Raw genomic sequence first — 16,646 nt, 5'->3', positions numbered from 1 at the left:
ATGAGCGTATCCAAGGTGGATGAGATAGGCATGAGTATAGGTGGTTTTGTGTTTAAAGTGCTTGTAAATCAGTGTTTTAAAAAAGGTGTCTTTTTGACACAAAGCAAAGAGACTCAATACACCTTCAAGTACCCTAACAATTTTATAGTTTAGCCTTCAAAAAAATGGAAAACCGTTAAGTAATATTTAGATAACATAGCCTTTGTAATACCAAATGAAATTCCTTAATTGCCACCAAAAGGCAAATTAAGCACAATTAACTAATGAAATTACCCATCAAAACCATTGATTTCTGCTGCTTAAAAGACTATTTATCCTTTTAGCAATTGGTGCTTATTGTTAAAAAAAACTTACGAATAGCAGATCTTTCAAACCATACTTCCTTGAAACCGACAGAAATTAAAAACCCTGAGTATTTCCACAAAGTGGTGGATTGCCAGTACGCTTGCCCTGCGCATACGCCTGTACCAGAGTACATTCGGCTGATTGCGGCAGAGCGCTACACGGAGGCGTACATGGTCAACTGGGAATCCAATGTTTTCCCAGGTGTGTTGGGTCGTACTTGCGACCGTCCGTGTGAGCCTGCTTGCCGCCGTGGACGCGTTGAGGAGGAACCCGTTGCGATTTGCCGCCTCAAGCGCGTTGCTGCCGACAACAAAGGGGATGTGAAGGCTTTTATGCCGCAAGGCCCTTTTGCGTCAAACGGTAAACGTATTGCCTTGATTGGAGGTGGTCCTGCGGCCCTGACCGTTGCGCGAGATTTGGCACCGCTTGGTTATCAAATCGACCTTTACGACGACCAAGACCGTGGCGGAGGAATGATGCGTAGTCAGATTCCTTCGTTTCGTTTGCCTGAAAACGTGCTGAACGAAGAGGTAAACTTTATCCTTGATTTGGGGATTCATACACATTTCAAAACGCGCGTCGATAGCCTTCGTGGTGTATTAGACAAAGGTTATGATGCGGTTTTTGTGGGAACAGGTGCGCCTAAAGGGAAAGACTTGGCCGATTTGCCTGGCCGTTGGGATTCGAAAGGCAATATCCACATTGGGATTGAATGGCTGGCCAGCGTAGCGTTTGAACACACGCAAAAAATCGGTAAAAAAGTACTTGTTTTGGGTGGCGGAAACACCGCCATGGACTGCTGCCGCACGTCTCGCCGCTTGGGTGGCGAAGATGTGAAAGTGGTGGTTCGTAGCCCTCGCAAAGAAATGAAAGCCTCGCCTTGGGAAATTGAAGATGCCTTGCACGAAGATATTCCTATTTTTGAAAACCACGTCCCAAAAGCGTTTGTGACCGAAAACGGTAAACTGGTAGGGATGACGTTTGAGAAAGTAGAGCCAAAATACGAAAATGGCCGCCGTAAGCTCGTGCCAACGGGTGAGCCACTGGTGTTTTTTGAGGCCGATGATGTGCTGATTGCCATTGGTCAAGAAAACTCTTTCCCGTGGATTGAGCGCGATTTAGGCTTGGAATTTAATGAATGGGGATTGCCTGCGTTGAATGAAACGACATTCCAATCGACGCTGCCAAATGTGTTTTTTGGTGGTGATGCTGCACTAGGTCCGAAAAACGTAATCACGGCCGTAGCCCAAGGCCACCAAGCGGCGGTTTCGATAGATTTGTACTGTAACCAACAATCGCTTACTGAGCGTCCGTCGCCTTATACCAACTTGATTAGCCAAAAAATGGGTATTCACGAGTGGATTTATGATAGCGATGTGACGACTGATATTCGCTACAAAGTTCCGCACGCCGATAAAAGCTTGACCCTAAAAGACCGCAAAAAAGAGGTGGAGTTGGGCTTTAGCCAAGATACGGGCTTCAAAGAAGCACAACGGTGCCTCAACTGTGACGTCCAAACGGTCTTTTCTGAAAGCCGCTGTATCGAATGTGATGCTTGCGTGGATATTTGTCCAACGACTTGTATTACGTTTACCACAAATGGTGAAGAAGAAGACCTTCGTACTCGTTTGAATGCCCCCGCCAATGATACTAGCCAAGACTTGTACGTGTCTGACTCGTTGAAAACAGGGCGGGTGATGGTGAAAGACGAAAACGTGTGTTTACACTGTGGCCTTTGTGCCGAACGCTGTCCTACATCGGCTTGGGACATGCAGAAATACTTATATTCAGTTACCAAAGCAGGGAATCAATGCGGAATCTTACAGGAATTAACGACTTAGTAGTACGATTTGCCAACGTTAATGGGACAGGGTCGGCCAGTGCCAACAACATGTTTGCGATGTCTATTTTTAGAATGGGCATTCCCATGACGGCTAAAAATATTTTCCCCTCTAATATCCAAGGATTACCAACTTGGTACGAAGTTCGGGTGAGCGAAAAAGGCTATTTGGGCCGCCGTGAAGGGGTGGACGTGCTTGTGTGCGTCAACCCACAAAGCATGAAACAAGATATTGCCTCGGTCAAATCAGGAGGATACTTTGTGTATGATAATACCAAAAATTTACACAAAGATTTTATCCGTGAGGACATCAATTACATTGGAATCCCGATGATTGGCATCTGTATGCGTTTGTACCAAGACCCCCGTCAGCGTCAGTTGTTTAAAAACATGATTTACGTGGGTGCCTTGGCGGCTTTGTTGGACATCGAATTGGAGGTAGTAAAAGGAATCATTGCTGATGAGTTTGCCAAAAAACCAAAACTCATTGAACCGAACGTGCAAGCAATGATGGAAGGTGTAAAATATGTGCAGGACAATTATAGCTATCCGCTCCATGTACGCGTCGAACGCCGTGACTTGGTAGGCGACAGCATCGTGATTGACGGAAATACGGCTTGTGGTCTTGGTGCAGTGTATGCGGGAGCGACCGTAGCGGGTTGGTACCCGATTACGCCTTCTACCTCACTGGTAGAAGCTTTTGCTAAATACGCCAATAAATACCGTCTTGACCCCGAAACGGGCCTGAAAAAGGTGGCGATTGTGCAAGCGGAAGACGAGCTTGCGGCTTTCGGGATGGTCTTAGGGGCATCTTGGAACGGAGCGCGCGCCTTTACGGCAACGAGTGGCCCAGGGGTTTCGTTGATGAACGAATTTTTAGGATTAGCGTATTTTGCCGAAATACCTGCGGTACTGGTCGATGTACAACGTGGAGGACCTTCAACGGGGATGCCAACGCGTACGCAGCAGTCTGACTTGCTGTTGGCGGCCTATGCGTCGCACGGGGATACTAAACACGTTTTGTTGTTGCCAAGCACGCCTACGGAGTGTTTCAATTTGATGGCAGATGCGTTTGATTTGGCCGAGCGTTTGCAAACGCCTGTCATTATGATGACAGACTTGGATTTGGGAATGAATGACCACTTGACGGCACCCTTAAAATGGGATGATAGCCGCCGCTACGACCGTGGTAAAGTATATACTGCTCAAGATTTGGATGATTTGACGGCGGTGGGTAAGCAATTTGGTCGTTATTTGGACGTGGACGGCGACGGCATTCCGTACCGTACCATTCCAGCCACGCACCCTACCAAAGGTTCATTCTTTACACGCGGTACGTCGCACGACGAATACGCTCGCTATACCGAAGATGGGGTGAAAAATGCCGAAGTGCTTGACCGTTTGCTCAAAAAATGGGATACGGCCAAAGAAATTACGCCAAAACCTGAGTTTTATCAAACTGAAAATAAGAGCAATGTCGGGGTAATTTTCTTCGGAACGACGACCTATGCGGCTTTGGAAGCCATGGACTTACTCCGTGAGGAAGAGGGTATTACGCTAGATGCGATGCGTGCCACGGCCTTCCCATTCCATTCGTCGGTAGAGGAATTTATTGCGGCGCACGACCAAGTGTTTGTGATTGAGCAAAACCGTGATGCACAGTTCCGTACGTTGTTGATCAACGAACTGGAAGTTAATCCGAAGAAACTCATCAAAATCCTCAATTATGACGGAATGCCAATTACGGCAGAAGCAATTCGCCGTCAGATTGCGGGAGTTTTAGCAACGGTGTAAATAAAATTCGACATTCTAAACACCTTCCCGAAAGTTTAAAACTTTTGGGAAGGTACTGAAACTAACCTCCCGAAAGTTCTAAACTTTCGGGAGGTTACAAATTCGACATTCAAAATGACTTACATAAAACCAAAATTTCGTCACCCTGAAATGCCCAAAAATACCATTGGGTATGCCAAAGCCGATTATGAAGGGGTGATTTCGACGCTTTGTGCAGGTTGTGGCCACGATTCCATCAGTGGTGCTATCGTACAAGCTTGTTATGAAATGGCGATTGAGCCACACCGCGTGGCCAAGTTGTCGGGGATTGGTTGTTCGTCTAAGACGCCCAACTATTTCTTGAACAACTCTCACGGCTTTAACTCCGTTCACGGCCGTATGCCTTCGGTGGCGACGGGCGCCAACATGGCCAACCGCGACTTGATTTACCTTGGGGTTTCGGGTGATGGCGATACGGCTTCCATCGGGATGGGGCAGTTTGTTCACGCCATTCGTCGGAATTTGAACATGCTTTACATCGTGATGAACAACGGCTGCTATGGACTGACCAAAGGGCAGGATTCGGCAACGGCCGACCAAGGCTCGGTGAGCAAAAGTGGCTCGGTTAACCCGTTTGAAGGCATTGACTTGCCAGGGATGGCTTTAGAACTTGGAGCGACCTTTGTAGCGCGTAGTTTTTCGGGTGACAAAACCCAACTCGTTCCACTCATCAAAGCCGCGCTTTCTCACAAAGGTTTTGCGTTGATTGACGTGATGTCTCCGTGCGTTACGTTCAATAACAATGCAGGCTCAACCAAATCGTACGACTACGTTCGCGACCACATCGAAGCCTTGGCCGAAATAGGTTTTGTGCCTGAAAAAGAAGAAATTACGGTTTCTTACGATACAGGTACAACGGTGGATGTGGAGTTGCACGATGGTTCGGTTGTGCATTTGCAAAAATTAGCCGATGGCTGGGATCCTCGCGATCGTCAAGCGGCAATGCGTCGTTTGCAAGCAGCAAAAACAGAGGGAGAAATTCTGACGGGTTTGTTGTATATTGACCCCAATAGCAAAGATTTGCACGAAGTGATTAAATCTGATTTGCGTCCGTTGAATAGCCTTAAAGAAGAAGACTTGTGTCCAGGCTCGGCTATTTTAGACCTAATCAATGAGGATTTTAGATAGCAATCCAAAGTAATTGAATTGAAAAAACGATAAGTATTTCGGTGCGCTTTTGTGTCGTGTGCATTCTCAATAGGCAACTTCGTAGAGCATCGAAATATTTATCGTTTACATCATTTATCCAACGGTTTTTCGCAGCGACGATGCCCGAATTACCAAGTTGGTATGTAAAACTTCGGTGATTGATTGGGTATTTTCGTTGGGTTTTTTGATGAGTTTAATCAGCAGTTCTGCGGCCGAACGACCCATTTCAAAAGCAGGCTGTGCCACCGAACTCAACGGCGGGTTGAGCATGGCAGCCATGGGTAAATCAGAGAATCCAATCAAAGCAATGTCTTTGGGCATGGTCAGTCCTGCTTCGGTAATGGCCGCGTGGCATCCAATGGCAATGTTGTCGCTGGCAGCAAAAATACCGTCGGGATGAATAGCGCTTTTGAGCAATTGTCGCGCTACTTCAATCGACTGCTGTGAGTCAAAATGGGTGGACCATACATAATCCTCGTGGTACGGCAATCCGTGGTCGAGCAAGGCAGTTTTATACCCTTGAAGTCGCCTTTTGCTGATCAACAAATGCGGTGGCCCCGAGATGTGAACAATCCGCTGACACCCTTGGTCTATCAGGTGTTTGGTGGCATTGTAGGCACCTTCATAGTCATCGACGGCGACTTTATGGGTGTCTATTTCTTCGTAAATGCGGTCAAAAAACACAATCGGAAAGCCTTTGTCGTGCAAGTTTTTGAAGTGCGAGAAGTCGGTGGTATTGGTCGCAACGGCCACTAAAAAGCCATCTTTTCTTCGATTGTAAATGTGTTTGACGTTTAACACTTCGCGTTCGTAGTCGTCGTGGCTTTGGTAAATAACGACGTGGTATCCTTCGGCAAAAGCGACATCTTCAATTCCCGCAATCACAATCGCAAAAAATGGATTAGAAATATCTGGAACAATCACCCCGATGTCGTTACTGTGGCTGTTTAATAGGCTTAGGGCAACGGGGTCGGGGGTATAGTCTAGCTGTTCGGCAAGTTCAAGAACCTTGCGTTTGGTTTCGATGCCAATTTCGTGACTATCTCTCAGCGCCCTCGATACGGTCGAGGTCGAGAGGTTCAGTTGTTTGGCAATGTCTTTTATCGTGACTTTTCTCATGGGAGTGCAAACCTAAAAAAGTCCTATTTAATTCTCAAAGTATGGTCTTTAAATAAGAAACATAAATATAACAATAGGCGCTTATTTTCCAATTTTAAATCAAAGAAAGCTGGGTGGTGCAACCGTTCCCGAAAACGTTTGCGTAAATAAATGAATCTTACTTCTTTCATAAGCGGGCATTAAATTCTAACATCATGGAAGAAAAATGTCTCATCGCTCTTCTTTAAGCGATACAAAATCTAAAAATAATACCATTTTATTTACTAAAAATTGTACGAATGAAAAAGCAACTAGCTATTCTTTTCACTTTACTTTGGGTATCGGGTACTGTCTTTGCCCAAAAAGAAAAATGGACACCTCTATTTGACGGTAAATCATTTAAAGGATGGAAGCAACTCAATGGCCAAGCAAAATATACCATTGAAAATGGGGAAATTGTGGGTTCTACGGTCGCCAATACGCCCAATTCATTCATGGCTACCGAAAAAGAATACGGCGATTTTATCCTAGAATTAGACCTAAAGGTCGATAATTCGATGAATTCGGGCATTCAAATTCGTAGTTTGTCAAAGCCCGATTACCAAAATGGCCGCGTACATGGCTATCAAATCGAAATCGACCCGTCTGACCGTGCGTGGTCGGGTGGGGTGTACGATGAAGCACGCCGTGGCTGGTTGTACAACTTGAACTTTAACCCTGAAGGTAAAAAAGCCTTCCGCCGCGATCAGTGGAACCATTACCGCATTGAGGCCATCGGAAACGTGATTCGTACGTGGATAAATGGTATTCCAACGGCGCATTTGATTGATGACATGACACCTCAGGGCTTTATTGCGCTTCAGGTACATGCCATTGGAAAAGACCAAAAAGAAGGGACGCAGATTCGTTGGAAAAACATTAAAATTCAGACAGAAAACCTAAAAGCGAGTCCTGTTGATAATTGCCCAGTGGAAAACTGGATGATAAACAGCTTGTCGGAGCAGGAAAAATCGCAAGGTTTTAAATTGTTGTTCAACGGCAAGGACTTTACAGGTTGGAGAGCCGTACACAGCGATAAAATGTCGGGAAAACATTGGAATGTGGTGGACGGTACGATGAACGTAAGCCCATCGGATGGGTCTGAAACGGGCAATGACATCGTGACAACGGACCAATATGGCGCGTTTGAGATGAAGTTTGAATTTAAACTGACGGAAGGAGCTAACTCAGGTGTGAAGTATTTTGTGAACGAAGCATTTGATTCGGGAGGAAAGTCGGGAATTGGGTTGGAATTCCAAGTGTTGGACGATGAAAAACATCCCGATGCCAAAATGGGTGCCGCAGGAAACCGTACGTTGGCGAGTTTGTACGACTTGATTCCATCTTACAAATTGGACAAACGCTTCCAAAAGAAAATTGGCGAGTGGAATCAAGGCCGCATTGTGGTTTATTCAAATAACATCGTTCAGCACTGGATCAATGGTTTTAAAGTGATTGAATATGAGCGCAAAAGCAATATTTACGATGCACTTGTTGCGCGTTCAAAATACGCTAAATACCAAGGATTTGGCGCGGGCGACAAAGGCCATATTCTTCTGCAAGACCACGGCGACAATGTATCGTTCCGTAACTTGAAAATCCGCGAATTGAAGTAACAATTGCGAGATTATTTATGGCACATTGATGACATTATAACGTGGTTATGTTCTAACCCCAGTCCTTCAGGCTGGGGTTATCGAGAACTGGCTTAACTGCTCTGGCTTTAGCCCTGACTTTAGCGTATTTTGATGTAAAATGTCAAGGCTAAAGCCGTGAAATGATTATGTTCGACTTTGCCCCAGGTCTAAAGGACTGGGGTTTTCAGAAACTACCAAAGACCAACTAAACGATGAAAAAGTTTTTATTATTCTCATTAATTGTTAGCGTAGCCAACGCCCAAAAACAACCCCAACTAAGCCACCGTTCCGTCAAAGTGTTAAAAGTGAGTGGTTTAGAGTTTAAAGACTTAAACAAAAACGGTAAACTCGACAAATACGAAGATTGGCGCTTACCCGCTGAAGCACGTGCCAACGACTTGCTTTCGCAAATGACCTTGGAAGAAAAGGTAGGTTTTATGCTCATTAGCACGACGCGTATGGCAGGCGACATGGCGCTGGTTGCAGGGAGCGGTAGAGCGGAAATTACTAGCGGGTTTAACGAAGAAGATTTAGTACAAGCCAATAACATGTTCACGCGCAAGCCCTTGGCTGTGCCGATGCTTTCTGCTTCGGGCACCACTAAGGGAGTTACGCAGCGACACCTTCGCCATTTTATTTTACGGGCCAATACCAGCGTCAAAAACATGGCCGAGTGGTCGAACAACCTTCAAGCATTGTGTGAAAACACGCGGCTAGGTATTCCTGCTGTGGTGGCTTCCAATCCCCGCAACCACGTTACTTCGGATGCGGCGGTGGGTTTGAGTGTAGGTACAACGGCTTTTTCTAAGTGGCCAGGTGAATTAGGGTTGGCCGCCATGCGTGACCTAAAACTTACCCGCGAGTTTGCCCAAATTGCCGCCCAAGAGTGGGCCGCCGTTGGCTTGCGAAAAGGGTACATGTACATGGCCGATTTGGCAACCGAACCTCGCTGGAACCGTACAGAAGGCACGTTTGGGGAAGATGCAGACCTTTCGGCGGCGATGATTCGCGAAATAGTTCTTGGTTTTCAAGGTACAAAACTTGGTAATACCTCCGTGGCGATGACGACCAAACACTTCCCAGGTGGAGGCCCGCAAGAAGGGGGGCAAGATTCTCACTTCGATTGGGGGAAGTTTGCGCATTATCCAGGCGGAATGTTTGATTACCATTTGAAACCATTTAAGGCGGCTATTGAAGCAGGTACTTCGTCAATTATGCCCTATTATTCGGCTCCCAAAGGAAAAGAATTTGAAGAAGTTGGGTTTTCGTATAACAAAGCCATTATCGACGATTTGCTACGCAAGAAATTGGGCTACAAAGGAATCATCAATTCTGATACGGGACCAATCGATATGATGCCGTGGGGAGTAGAGTCATTGACCCTTGAGCAACGTTATCAAAAGGCATTGAACGCAGGTGTAGATATTTTTTCGGGAACGGCCGACCCTACTGTTTTGCTTGAAACTGTTAAGAAAGGAATGGTTACCGAAAATCGCATCAATGAGTCGGTGGGCCGATTACTGAAAGAAAAATTTGAATTGGGTCTTTTTGAAAACCCTTATGTGGATGTAGAAAAGGCTGAAAAAACGGTTGGGAACGCAGCATTTCAACAAAGAGCCGAAGTGGCGCATCGTAAGTCTATTGTGTTGCTCCGAAACAACCAAACGCTTTTGCCCGTCACTAAGAAAACAAAAGTTTATTTTGAGGTGTATCGTGAAGCGGGCGGCCGAGGGCCACAGGGAGCGGAATCGCCCATTAAAGTCATTAAACCAACGACCCAATACCCGCAATTGGAGTTTGTTTCGACCAAAGACGAAGCTGATATGGTTCTTTTGTGGTTGTTCCCTACAACGGGCGGGTTGTTTAGTTCCAACGGTAAACCGATTGAATTGAGTTTATCCAAAAATAAAATTGATGTAGCGCACGTCAATGAGTTGCTCAAAAGCAAACCAACGGTGGTAGTCATCAATTATACCAATCCGTGGGTGATTGAAGAAATTGCTGGAAACGCTCAAACAATTTTGGCTACCTTTGGCACTACATCCGAGGCATTGTTGGATATTGTTGCGGGCAAATTTAACCCTACGGGCAAAATGCCGTTTTCGACGCCTATCTCTGAAAAGGCAGCAGCGGAGAACAAATCTGACGTTCCTGGCAGTATGGAAAACCCAGGTTATGCTTTGTTTAAATTTGGAGATGGATTGAGTTATAAGAAATAAATTGTATTAAAATTAATTATGGCATTAGAACAAACATGGCGCTGGTACGGCCCCAAAGACCCCGTAAGTCTCTGGGACGTTCGTCAGGCGGGAGCAACGGGCGTAGTGAACGCATTGCACCACATCCCAAACGGACAGGTGTGGACCATCGCTGAAATCGAAAAAAGAAAGGCTGAAATTGAAGCTGTAGGGCTGACGTGGTCAGTTGTAGAAAGTGTACCCGTTCACGAAGACATCAAAAAAGCATCGGGGAACTACAAACAATACATCGAAAACTACAAAGAAAGCTTGTCCAATTTGGCGGCTTGTGGCATAGACACAGTTTGCTATAATTTTATGCCTGTCTTGGATTGGACGCGCACTGATTTGGATTTTCGTTTACCCGACGGCTCAACAGCTTTGCGGTTTGACATGACCGAATTTTGTGCGTTTGAAACCTATATTCTGAAACGCCCCAACGCCGAAAAAAGCTATTCGGAATCCCAATTACAGAAAGCAAAAAGCTGGATGGATAACGCTTCAGATGCCTCAGTTCAAAAGCTAATCCGAAACATTATTGCGGGCTTGCCAGGAAGTGAAGAAAGTTTTACGGTAGAGGAGTTTGCGGAAGTGTTGAAGTCGTACGACAACGTGGATGATCCCGCCCTTCGCACCAATTTATACAACTTTTTGAAGGAAATTACGCCTGTTGCTGAAAACGCAGGCGTATTGTTGGCCATTCACCCCGATGACCCTCCGTACCCAATTTTGGGTCTTCCTCGGGTGGTAAGTACCGAAACCGATGCGCAACAGCTGTTGAAAGCGTACGAAAGTAAGCACAATGGTCTTTGTTTCTGTACTGGAAGTTACGGAGTTAGAGCTGACAACGATTTGGTAGGAATGGTCGAACGCATGGGAAATCGCATCAATTTTGTGCATTTACGGGCTACCACGCGCGATGTAGAAGGTAATTTTTATGAGGCGGATCACCTAACAGGTGACGTGGACATGTACGGTGTAATGAAGGCGTTAGTGACCGAACAACGACGTCGGATTGCCGAAAATCGTCCCGATTACCGTTTGCCTTTCCGTCCCGATCACGGGCACCGTATGTTGGACGATTTGAATCCCAATAAAAAAACAAACCCAGGCTACACGGCCATTGGTCGTCTTCGTGGCTTGGCAGAGTTGCGAGGATTAGAATTGGGTATTGAGAAAAGTTTATTCTAAAAAATAAGCACACGGGTGACACAGATGTAACTGGTTTTCACGGATTAAAAATCAGCGTAAATCTGTTGAATCAGTGCCATCCGCGTGCCATTGAGTTTTGAAAACAGATGCAGTTCCCATATTGAACCCCTTTGAAATGGGGCAGCTCCATTTTGAGGAGCACTTGGCGTGGCAGTCGTTGTTTGCGCCAACGCATCACTATTTTCACATCAATCGTCTCGAAGATTACAAAGACATGATGCGGTTTCCTTTGCCACCGCATCGAAAAGTGGTATATGATTTTGTGTTTTTGACGGAAGGGCAAAGTGTGCGTAGCAAAGGACTCGATAGCTTTGAGTTTTTGGCGAATACTTTTTTCTTTTTACCCGCGTACCAAATCACCAGTCACAAGTCGATGAGTGCCGACGCGCGAGGGTTCTACTGTCACTTCGACCTTGATTTATTGACCAAAAATATCCACCATAAAGAAATTTTACAGGATTTTCCTTTCCTTCAATTTATTGGAAATCCGTTGGTATCTGTTGATGAAACAACCAGAGAAACCATCTTATTTTTACTCCAACGCCTCGAAAAAGAGTATCAAAAGCCCGATAAGCCTGATTTTCGACTTGCACAATTGTATTTGTTGGCATTGATGACCGAAATTAAGCCGTTTGTCGTGGCTGATAAAAAGGTGAAAATCAACGCTGCATCGCAAATAACCGAGCGTTATAAAAATGCACTGGAGCAATTTATTTACCAAAAGCAAAAAATTACAGATTTTGCCGAAATCCTAGCCGTGACGCCCAATCACCTCAATAAATGTGTCAAGGCAACGACGGGCAAATCGGCGCATGAGCTGTTGGACGATATGCTTTTGCTGGAAGCCAAAGTGCTGCTAAAACAAACAACGCTGCCCATTGCTGACGTGGCGCTTCGTATAGGCAAAAGCGAACTCAGTGATTTTGGGCGATTTTTTAAACAGAAAACAGGCTTTACCCCCAGCGAATACCGAAAAATGGATTGATTTGGCTCCTTTTTTTACCACATAGAACATAGTAGTTTCACACATAGATTTGCTTCGGTCTCCTATGTGTTTAGTAACCAGCCCTTAACCAAAATTAATACAAAATGAAAAAAGCTCTCTTAATCGTTGCCGCTTTACTTTTGGGAGTAAGCCTCGAAAACCAAGCACAACAGGTCATTCCGTTGTACGAGGGCAAAGCCCCAGGTTCCGAAAATTGGACGTGGACTGAAAAAGAATACGCTAATAATGGATCTAAAAATCGGGTGATTTACAATGTCGTTCAACCTACCTTAACGGTCTATTTACCAAAGCCCGAAATGGCCACGGGAACGGCCGTCATTGTAGCTCCTGGCGGAGCGTTTCATATTTTATCCATTGATAATGAAGGCATTGATGTAGCAAAGTGGCTAAATTCCAAAGGAATTGCTGCGTTTGTGTTGAAATACCGATTGGTACGTAGTATGACCGATAATCCTGTGGCGGAGTTGATGCCCAAAATGCAGGATTTTAAGAAACTGGATGAAATCAATGCCCCTGTGGTTGAGATGGCTGTAGCCGACGGAAAAAAGGCGATTGAGTATGTACGGAGTCATGCCAAAGAACTCGATATTTTGCCCAATCAAATCGGAATCATGGGGTTTTCGGCAGGAGGAGCTTTGACGTTAGGGGTAGGGCTGAGTTATACAGCCGCCAATCGCCCCGATTTTATTGCGCCTATTTACCCTAAAACTGATATTTTTGGCCCGCTTAAAGTTCCTGCCGATGCACCGCCCGCGTGGATTTGTGCCGCTTCCGACGACCAATTGGGCTTTGCTCCGCACGCAACGGCATTGTATGATGCTTGGATTGGCGCAAAAAAAAATGCAGAATTACACATGTATCAAAAAGGAGGACACGGTTTTGGCATGAATAAACAAAAAATACCGACCGATACGTGGTACGAGCGTTTTGGTGAATGGATGAAATTGCAGGGTTTATTAAAAAAACTACGTCCTTCTGCATTGGAATTGAAATATTCGGAAGAGCAGATTGCGAATTTTGAACGCAACGATTGGGCTAATTTCAGTCGCTACAGTGAAGCCAATAAAAAGCTACCCGCCCCCAAAGAAGGTGAAAATCGTGTCGTATTTTTGGGGAATTCCATTACGCAAGGTTGGGTGAACAAACAACCCGATTTTTTTGCCAAAGGCAATTACATCGGTCGAGGTATTAGCGGACAAACATCTCCCCAAGCTTTGCTTCGTTTTCGCCCTGATGTGGTGGATTTGAAGCCTAAAGTAGTGGTAATCAATATTGGTATCAATGACATTGCCGAAAACACAGGGCCGTATAACCCCGATTTTACATTAGGCAACATTGCGTCGATGGTCGAAATTGCCAAAGCCAATGGCATCAAAGTCGTGTTGGCGTCGGTACATCCTGCTTATGAGTTTCCTTGGCGCAAAGACATCAGCGACGTTCCCAACAAAATCATTCGTTTCAACGAACGCCTCAAGCAGTACGCTCAGTCGCAAGGAGTTGTTTACCTCGATTACCACAGTGCCATGAAGGACAGCCGAAACGGTATGGCTCCCGACATTGCCGAAGACGGTGTTCACCCAACCCTGAAAGGATATCAAATAATGGCACCGCTGGCCGAAGCAGCCATTGCCAAAGCGCTGAAATAGGATAACGTGCAGGAGGTTTTGAGAAAGTCTTTGTTACCATATTTTCTTTGGTGTCTATTCAACCTCACCCCCTAAATCCCCCTCTCCTTTCTGGAGATGGGGACTTTAAAAGCCCTTCTCCAGAAAGGAGAAGGGTTGGGATGAGGTTAAAACCAAGGATGATTTGGTGCTGTCAAACTTTCTCAAAACCTCCTTTTTTATGTAAAGGCATAAAAATTAATAGAAAATTAGAAATATTAGAAGATAAAATTAAAAAATGGATTGATTTTGTAGAATAGTTGCGTCTTTTAGATTAACCACTACAACGTTAAATGTTGAATTTTTGCATTAAAAAATAGGATTATCGCTTCGGCAGTCTTATTAAGTTAGTATTCAACATTAAAAACATACGTTAGTGGCAAAGAATCCGCATTTCCTTTCGCAAATGGCCCACATAGAGGTGCTAACAACAGACCTTGAAAAGTCGGTCTATTTCTTCCGAGATGTCGTTGGCATGGACGAAACAGGGCGTGAAGAAAATTCAGTTTACCTCCGTGCTTGGGGTGATTATTTTCATCATACATTAAAATTAACCCAAAGTGAGCAATCAGGTTTGGGGCACATTGGATGGCGGGCCGATAGCGCCGAAGCCCTGGAAGAATGTGTAGCGCATTTGGAAAGCTTGGGCGCGGGTAGAGGCTGGGTAGATGGGGATTTAGGCCACGGCAAAGCCTACCGTTTTCAGTCGCCCGATGGACATACCCACGAGGTATTTTGGGACGTAGTGTGGCTTCGTGAAACGGGCGAACGGGGTAGTGTATATGCTGACCGTTATGCAAGCAATCGTCTTAAAGGAGCCAATCCCCGCCGTTTTGACCACGTAACCTACATGGTAGCCAAAGGTAAGTATGCCGCTGAAAAAGCATTTTGGCAGACGTTTGGCCTCAAAAATCCTGACGAAATACGCATTGCGGACGAAATACCACCCGTTGGTGGATTGTGGACCATCGGAAACCTCTCGCATGACATTGCCGTCTTTACAGATCCCAATATCGGTGAAAATGAGGCAGTTTTGAACCATATTTGTTGGAACGTCGATAGCCGTGAAGAGGTACTTTTGGCATTGGATTATTTCATCGAAAAAGGCTTCAAGAGTGTGATGGGAGCACCCACCCGCCACAAGGCCGACGAAGGCTTCTTTATTTACATCCAAGACCCAGGCAGTGGCGTTTTGTTTGAATACTATGCTTGTGCTCGTTTGGTGTTTGCGCCCGACCATCAGGATGTTCATTACCTAAAAGATAACCCAAATGATGCGTGGGGAAGCGTAAATCCATTTGCTGAAATGGCCAAAGGGAAAAAACTTGGCCTCACCGATGGACAAGTAAAACCAGTTGATATTTAATGTAGTGATAAGTGATGAGAGTTAAGAGATAAGTGTTCTTTATCCCCTCATCACTCATATCTTATAACTCATCTCTCAAAATGTGGCATTATTTTCCTGGGCAGTACATGCCCTCATATCAAGTCAATCGTGCATTAACTCAGGCCCATTACGGGGGTGGGGAGTTTGCCGAAATTTTAGAAGTAGCGAGTGAAATAGACCCGCTCGATCGTGAAAGTTTTAACCGTGCGTGGGTGAAAATGGGCGATAAGGTCTATGACAAAGCAGAAGCCTATGCACAGGCCAATCAGCGCGTGTCGGCGCGACGTACCTACTTGCGGGCGTTCAATTACTTACGTACGGCGGAGTTTTTTATGACCCTGCGCGACGAACGCAAAATTCCTTATTACCTCAAATGCCGTGATGCGTTTATCAAAGCCATTGATTTGTTTGATGAACGACCAATAACAGTTGATATTCCGTTTGAAGGCTCAACACTCCCTGCCTATCTTTTTCTTCCAAATAATTCCCCCCATCGTGGGTCAGGGGGCCATCCGCCAGTAGTGGTAATGTTTGGAGGTTTGGATAGTTTGGCTGAGGAACTGTACTTTGGTATAGCGCAACACCTCAACGAACGCGGTATCGCCATGATGGCCGTCGATGGCCCTGGACAAGGGGCGGCTTTGCGTTTGAATCACATTCATACTCGTTATGATTACAATGTGGCTGGGACGGCAGTGTTGGACTATATTATTGAAAATCTGGGCGAGCATGTCGATACCTCTAGGGTGGGGGTTGGAGCCGTTTCGATGGGGGGCTACATGGCGGCGCGCTGTGCGGCCTTTGAGCCTCGTTTTAAGGTGTGTATGATTTTTGGCGCGGTTTGGTCGTACTATGACATTTGGAAAAACCGCCCCGATAATCATCCATTGGCTGAAATTGTCCAACATATCGTTGGAGCTGACAACATGACCGAAGCACGTGAGCGCCTGAAAAACTTTACGTTAGAAGGTGTAGCCGAGAAAATTCAATGCCCGACTTACATTCTCCACGGAGAAGACGACCGTCAAAATTTTGTGGAAAATGCCTACAAAGTTAACGATGCCTTGACCTGCGAACACGTGATGGAAATCGTACCAAAAGACGAAAGTGGCTCGGCTCACTGCTCAGTCGATGACTTCACGAAGTCGTTTAATATGTATGATTGGATTGAGAAAAAGATAAAAGAATAATCGAGCACA

The 16,646-nt window shown here is 45.5% G+C and carries 11 protein-coding genes; 10 read left to right on the top strand and 1 reads right to left on the bottom strand.

Translation table 11 applies throughout. The features are described 5' to 3' along the window. Window positions 1–383: 383 nt before the first annotated feature. The 3 genes from AC23P2_RS24980 (at window position 384) to AC23P2_RS24970 (ending at window position 5,146) form a co-directional block, all read left to right on the top strand. The gene (locus AC23P2_RS24980; protein ID WP_487775713.1) at window positions 384–2,186 is read left to right on the top strand and encodes an FAD-dependent oxidoreductase; all 1,803 of its coding nucleotides are present in this window, start codon (window positions 384–386) and stop codon (window positions 2,184–2,186) included. Beyond that, window positions 2,156–3,979 (top strand): 2-oxoacid:acceptor oxidoreductase subunit alpha, encoded by a 1,824-nt coding sequence (locus AC23P2_RS24975; protein ID WP_122934288.1) that lies wholly within the window; start codon window positions 2,156–2,158, stop codon window positions 3,977–3,979. Before AC23P2_RS24980 ends, AC23P2_RS24975 begins: the two co-directional genes overlap by 31 nt. A 114-nt stretch (window positions 3,980–4,093) precedes the next feature. Beyond that, window positions 4,094–5,146 carry a 2-oxoacid:ferredoxin oxidoreductase subunit beta gene (locus AC23P2_RS24970; RefSeq protein ID WP_487775712.1) on the top strand — a complete coding sequence of 351 codons (1,053 nt, stop codon included), beginning with the start codon at window positions 4,094–4,096 and terminating at the stop codon, window positions 5,144–5,146. 114 nt (window positions 5,147–5,260) lie between these two features. On the opposite strand, the gene AC23P2_RS24965 is transcribed toward AC23P2_RS24970, so the two are convergent. After that, window positions 5,261–6,286, bottom strand: coding sequence for a LacI family DNA-binding transcriptional regulator (locus AC23P2_RS24965; RefSeq protein ID WP_487775711.1), 1,026 nt, complete (start codon window positions 6,284–6,286; stop codon window positions 5,261–5,263). A gap of 278 nt (window positions 6,287–6,564) precedes the next feature. Here AC23P2_RS24965 and AC23P2_RS24960 point away from each other — a divergent pair, with 278 nt between their 5' ends. The 7 genes from AC23P2_RS24960 (at window position 6,565) to AC23P2_RS24930 (ending at window position 16,637) form a co-directional block, all read left to right on the top strand. Beyond that, on the top strand, window positions 6,565–7,920 hold the full coding sequence (locus AC23P2_RS24960) for a 3-keto-disaccharide hydrolase (protein WP_487775710.1): 1,356 nt from the start codon (window positions 6,565–6,567) through the stop codon (window positions 7,918–7,920). Between the two features lie 233 nt (window positions 7,921–8,153). Then, on the top strand, window positions 8,154–10,160 hold the full coding sequence (locus AC23P2_RS24955; protein WP_487775709.1) for a glycoside hydrolase family 3 protein: 2,007 nt from the start codon (window positions 8,154–8,156) through the stop codon (window positions 10,158–10,160). A gap of 18 nt (window positions 10,161–10,178) precedes the next feature. Beyond that, window positions 10,179–11,369: a mannonate dehydratase gene (gene uxuA / locus AC23P2_RS24950; RefSeq protein WP_487775708.1), complete on the top strand. Its 1,191-nt coding sequence runs from the start codon at window positions 10,179–10,181 to the stop codon at window positions 11,367–11,369. Window positions 11,370–11,505: 136 nt separating this feature from the next. Further along, complete coding sequence (locus AC23P2_RS24945; RefSeq protein ID WP_487775707.1) at window positions 11,506–12,375, top strand: helix-turn-helix domain-containing protein; 870 nt, start codon at window positions 11,506–11,508, stop codon at window positions 12,373–12,375. A 104-nt stretch (window positions 12,376–12,479) separates the two neighbouring features. Continuing rightward, entirely contained in the window at window positions 12,480–14,042 is a 1,563-nt protein-coding gene (locus AC23P2_RS24940; RefSeq protein ID WP_487775706.1) for a GDSL-type esterase/lipase family protein, read from the top strand. A 394-nt stretch (window positions 14,043–14,436) separates the two neighbouring features. Then, window positions 14,437–15,426, top strand: a complete 990-nt coding sequence (locus tag AC23P2_RS24935; protein ID WP_487775705.1) for a VOC family protein — start codon at window positions 14,437–14,439, stop codon at window positions 15,424–15,426. A gap of 80 nt (window positions 15,427–15,506) precedes the next feature. Continuing rightward, window positions 15,507–16,637, top strand: a complete 1,131-nt coding sequence (locus AC23P2_RS24930; RefSeq protein ID WP_487775704.1) for an alpha/beta hydrolase family protein — start codon at window positions 15,507–15,509, stop codon at window positions 16,635–16,637. Window positions 16,638–16,646: the final 9 nt, after the last annotated feature.

Source organism: Runella sp. R0.1_18 (assembly GCF_057652155.1).
The sequence above is the reverse complement of the archived record's forward strand: the minus strand, read 5'-3'. Positions and strand labels throughout refer to the sequence as shown.

What these genes read in the sequence shown, in the direction of transcription:
- AC23P2_RS24965 (WP_487775711.1), bottom strand. Translation starts at nt 6,286, where the DNA reads ATGAGAAAAGTCACGATAAAAGACATTGCCAAACAACTGAACCTCTCG.
- AC23P2_RS24955 (WP_487775709.1), top strand. Translation starts at nt 8,154, where the DNA reads ATGAAAAAGTTTTTATTATTCTCATTAATTGTTAGCGTAGCCAACGCC.
- AC23P2_RS24975 (WP_122934288.1), top strand. Translation starts at nt 2,156, where the DNA reads ATGCGGAATCTTACAGGAATTAACGACTTAGTAGTACGATTTGCCAAC.
- uxuA (WP_487775708.1), top strand. Translation starts at nt 10,179, where the DNA reads ATGGCATTAGAACAAACATGGCGCTGGTACGGCCCCAAAGACCCCGTA.
- AC23P2_RS24970 (WP_487775712.1), top strand. Translation starts at nt 4,094, where the DNA reads ATGACTTACATAAAACCAAAATTTCGTCACCCTGAAATGCCCAAAAAT.
- AC23P2_RS24930 (WP_487775704.1), top strand. Translation starts at nt 15,507, where the DNA reads ATGTGGCATTATTTTCCTGGGCAGTACATGCCCTCATATCAAGTCAAT.
- AC23P2_RS24960 (WP_487775710.1), top strand. Translation starts at nt 6,565, where the DNA reads ATGAAAAAGCAACTAGCTATTCTTTTCACTTTACTTTGGGTATCGGGT.
- AC23P2_RS24945 (WP_487775707.1), top strand. Translation starts at nt 11,506, where the DNA reads ATGGGGCAGCTCCATTTTGAGGAGCACTTGGCGTGGCAGTCGTTGTTT.
- AC23P2_RS24940 (WP_487775706.1), top strand. Translation starts at nt 12,480, where the DNA reads ATGAAAAAAGCTCTCTTAATCGTTGCCGCTTTACTTTTGGGAGTAAGC.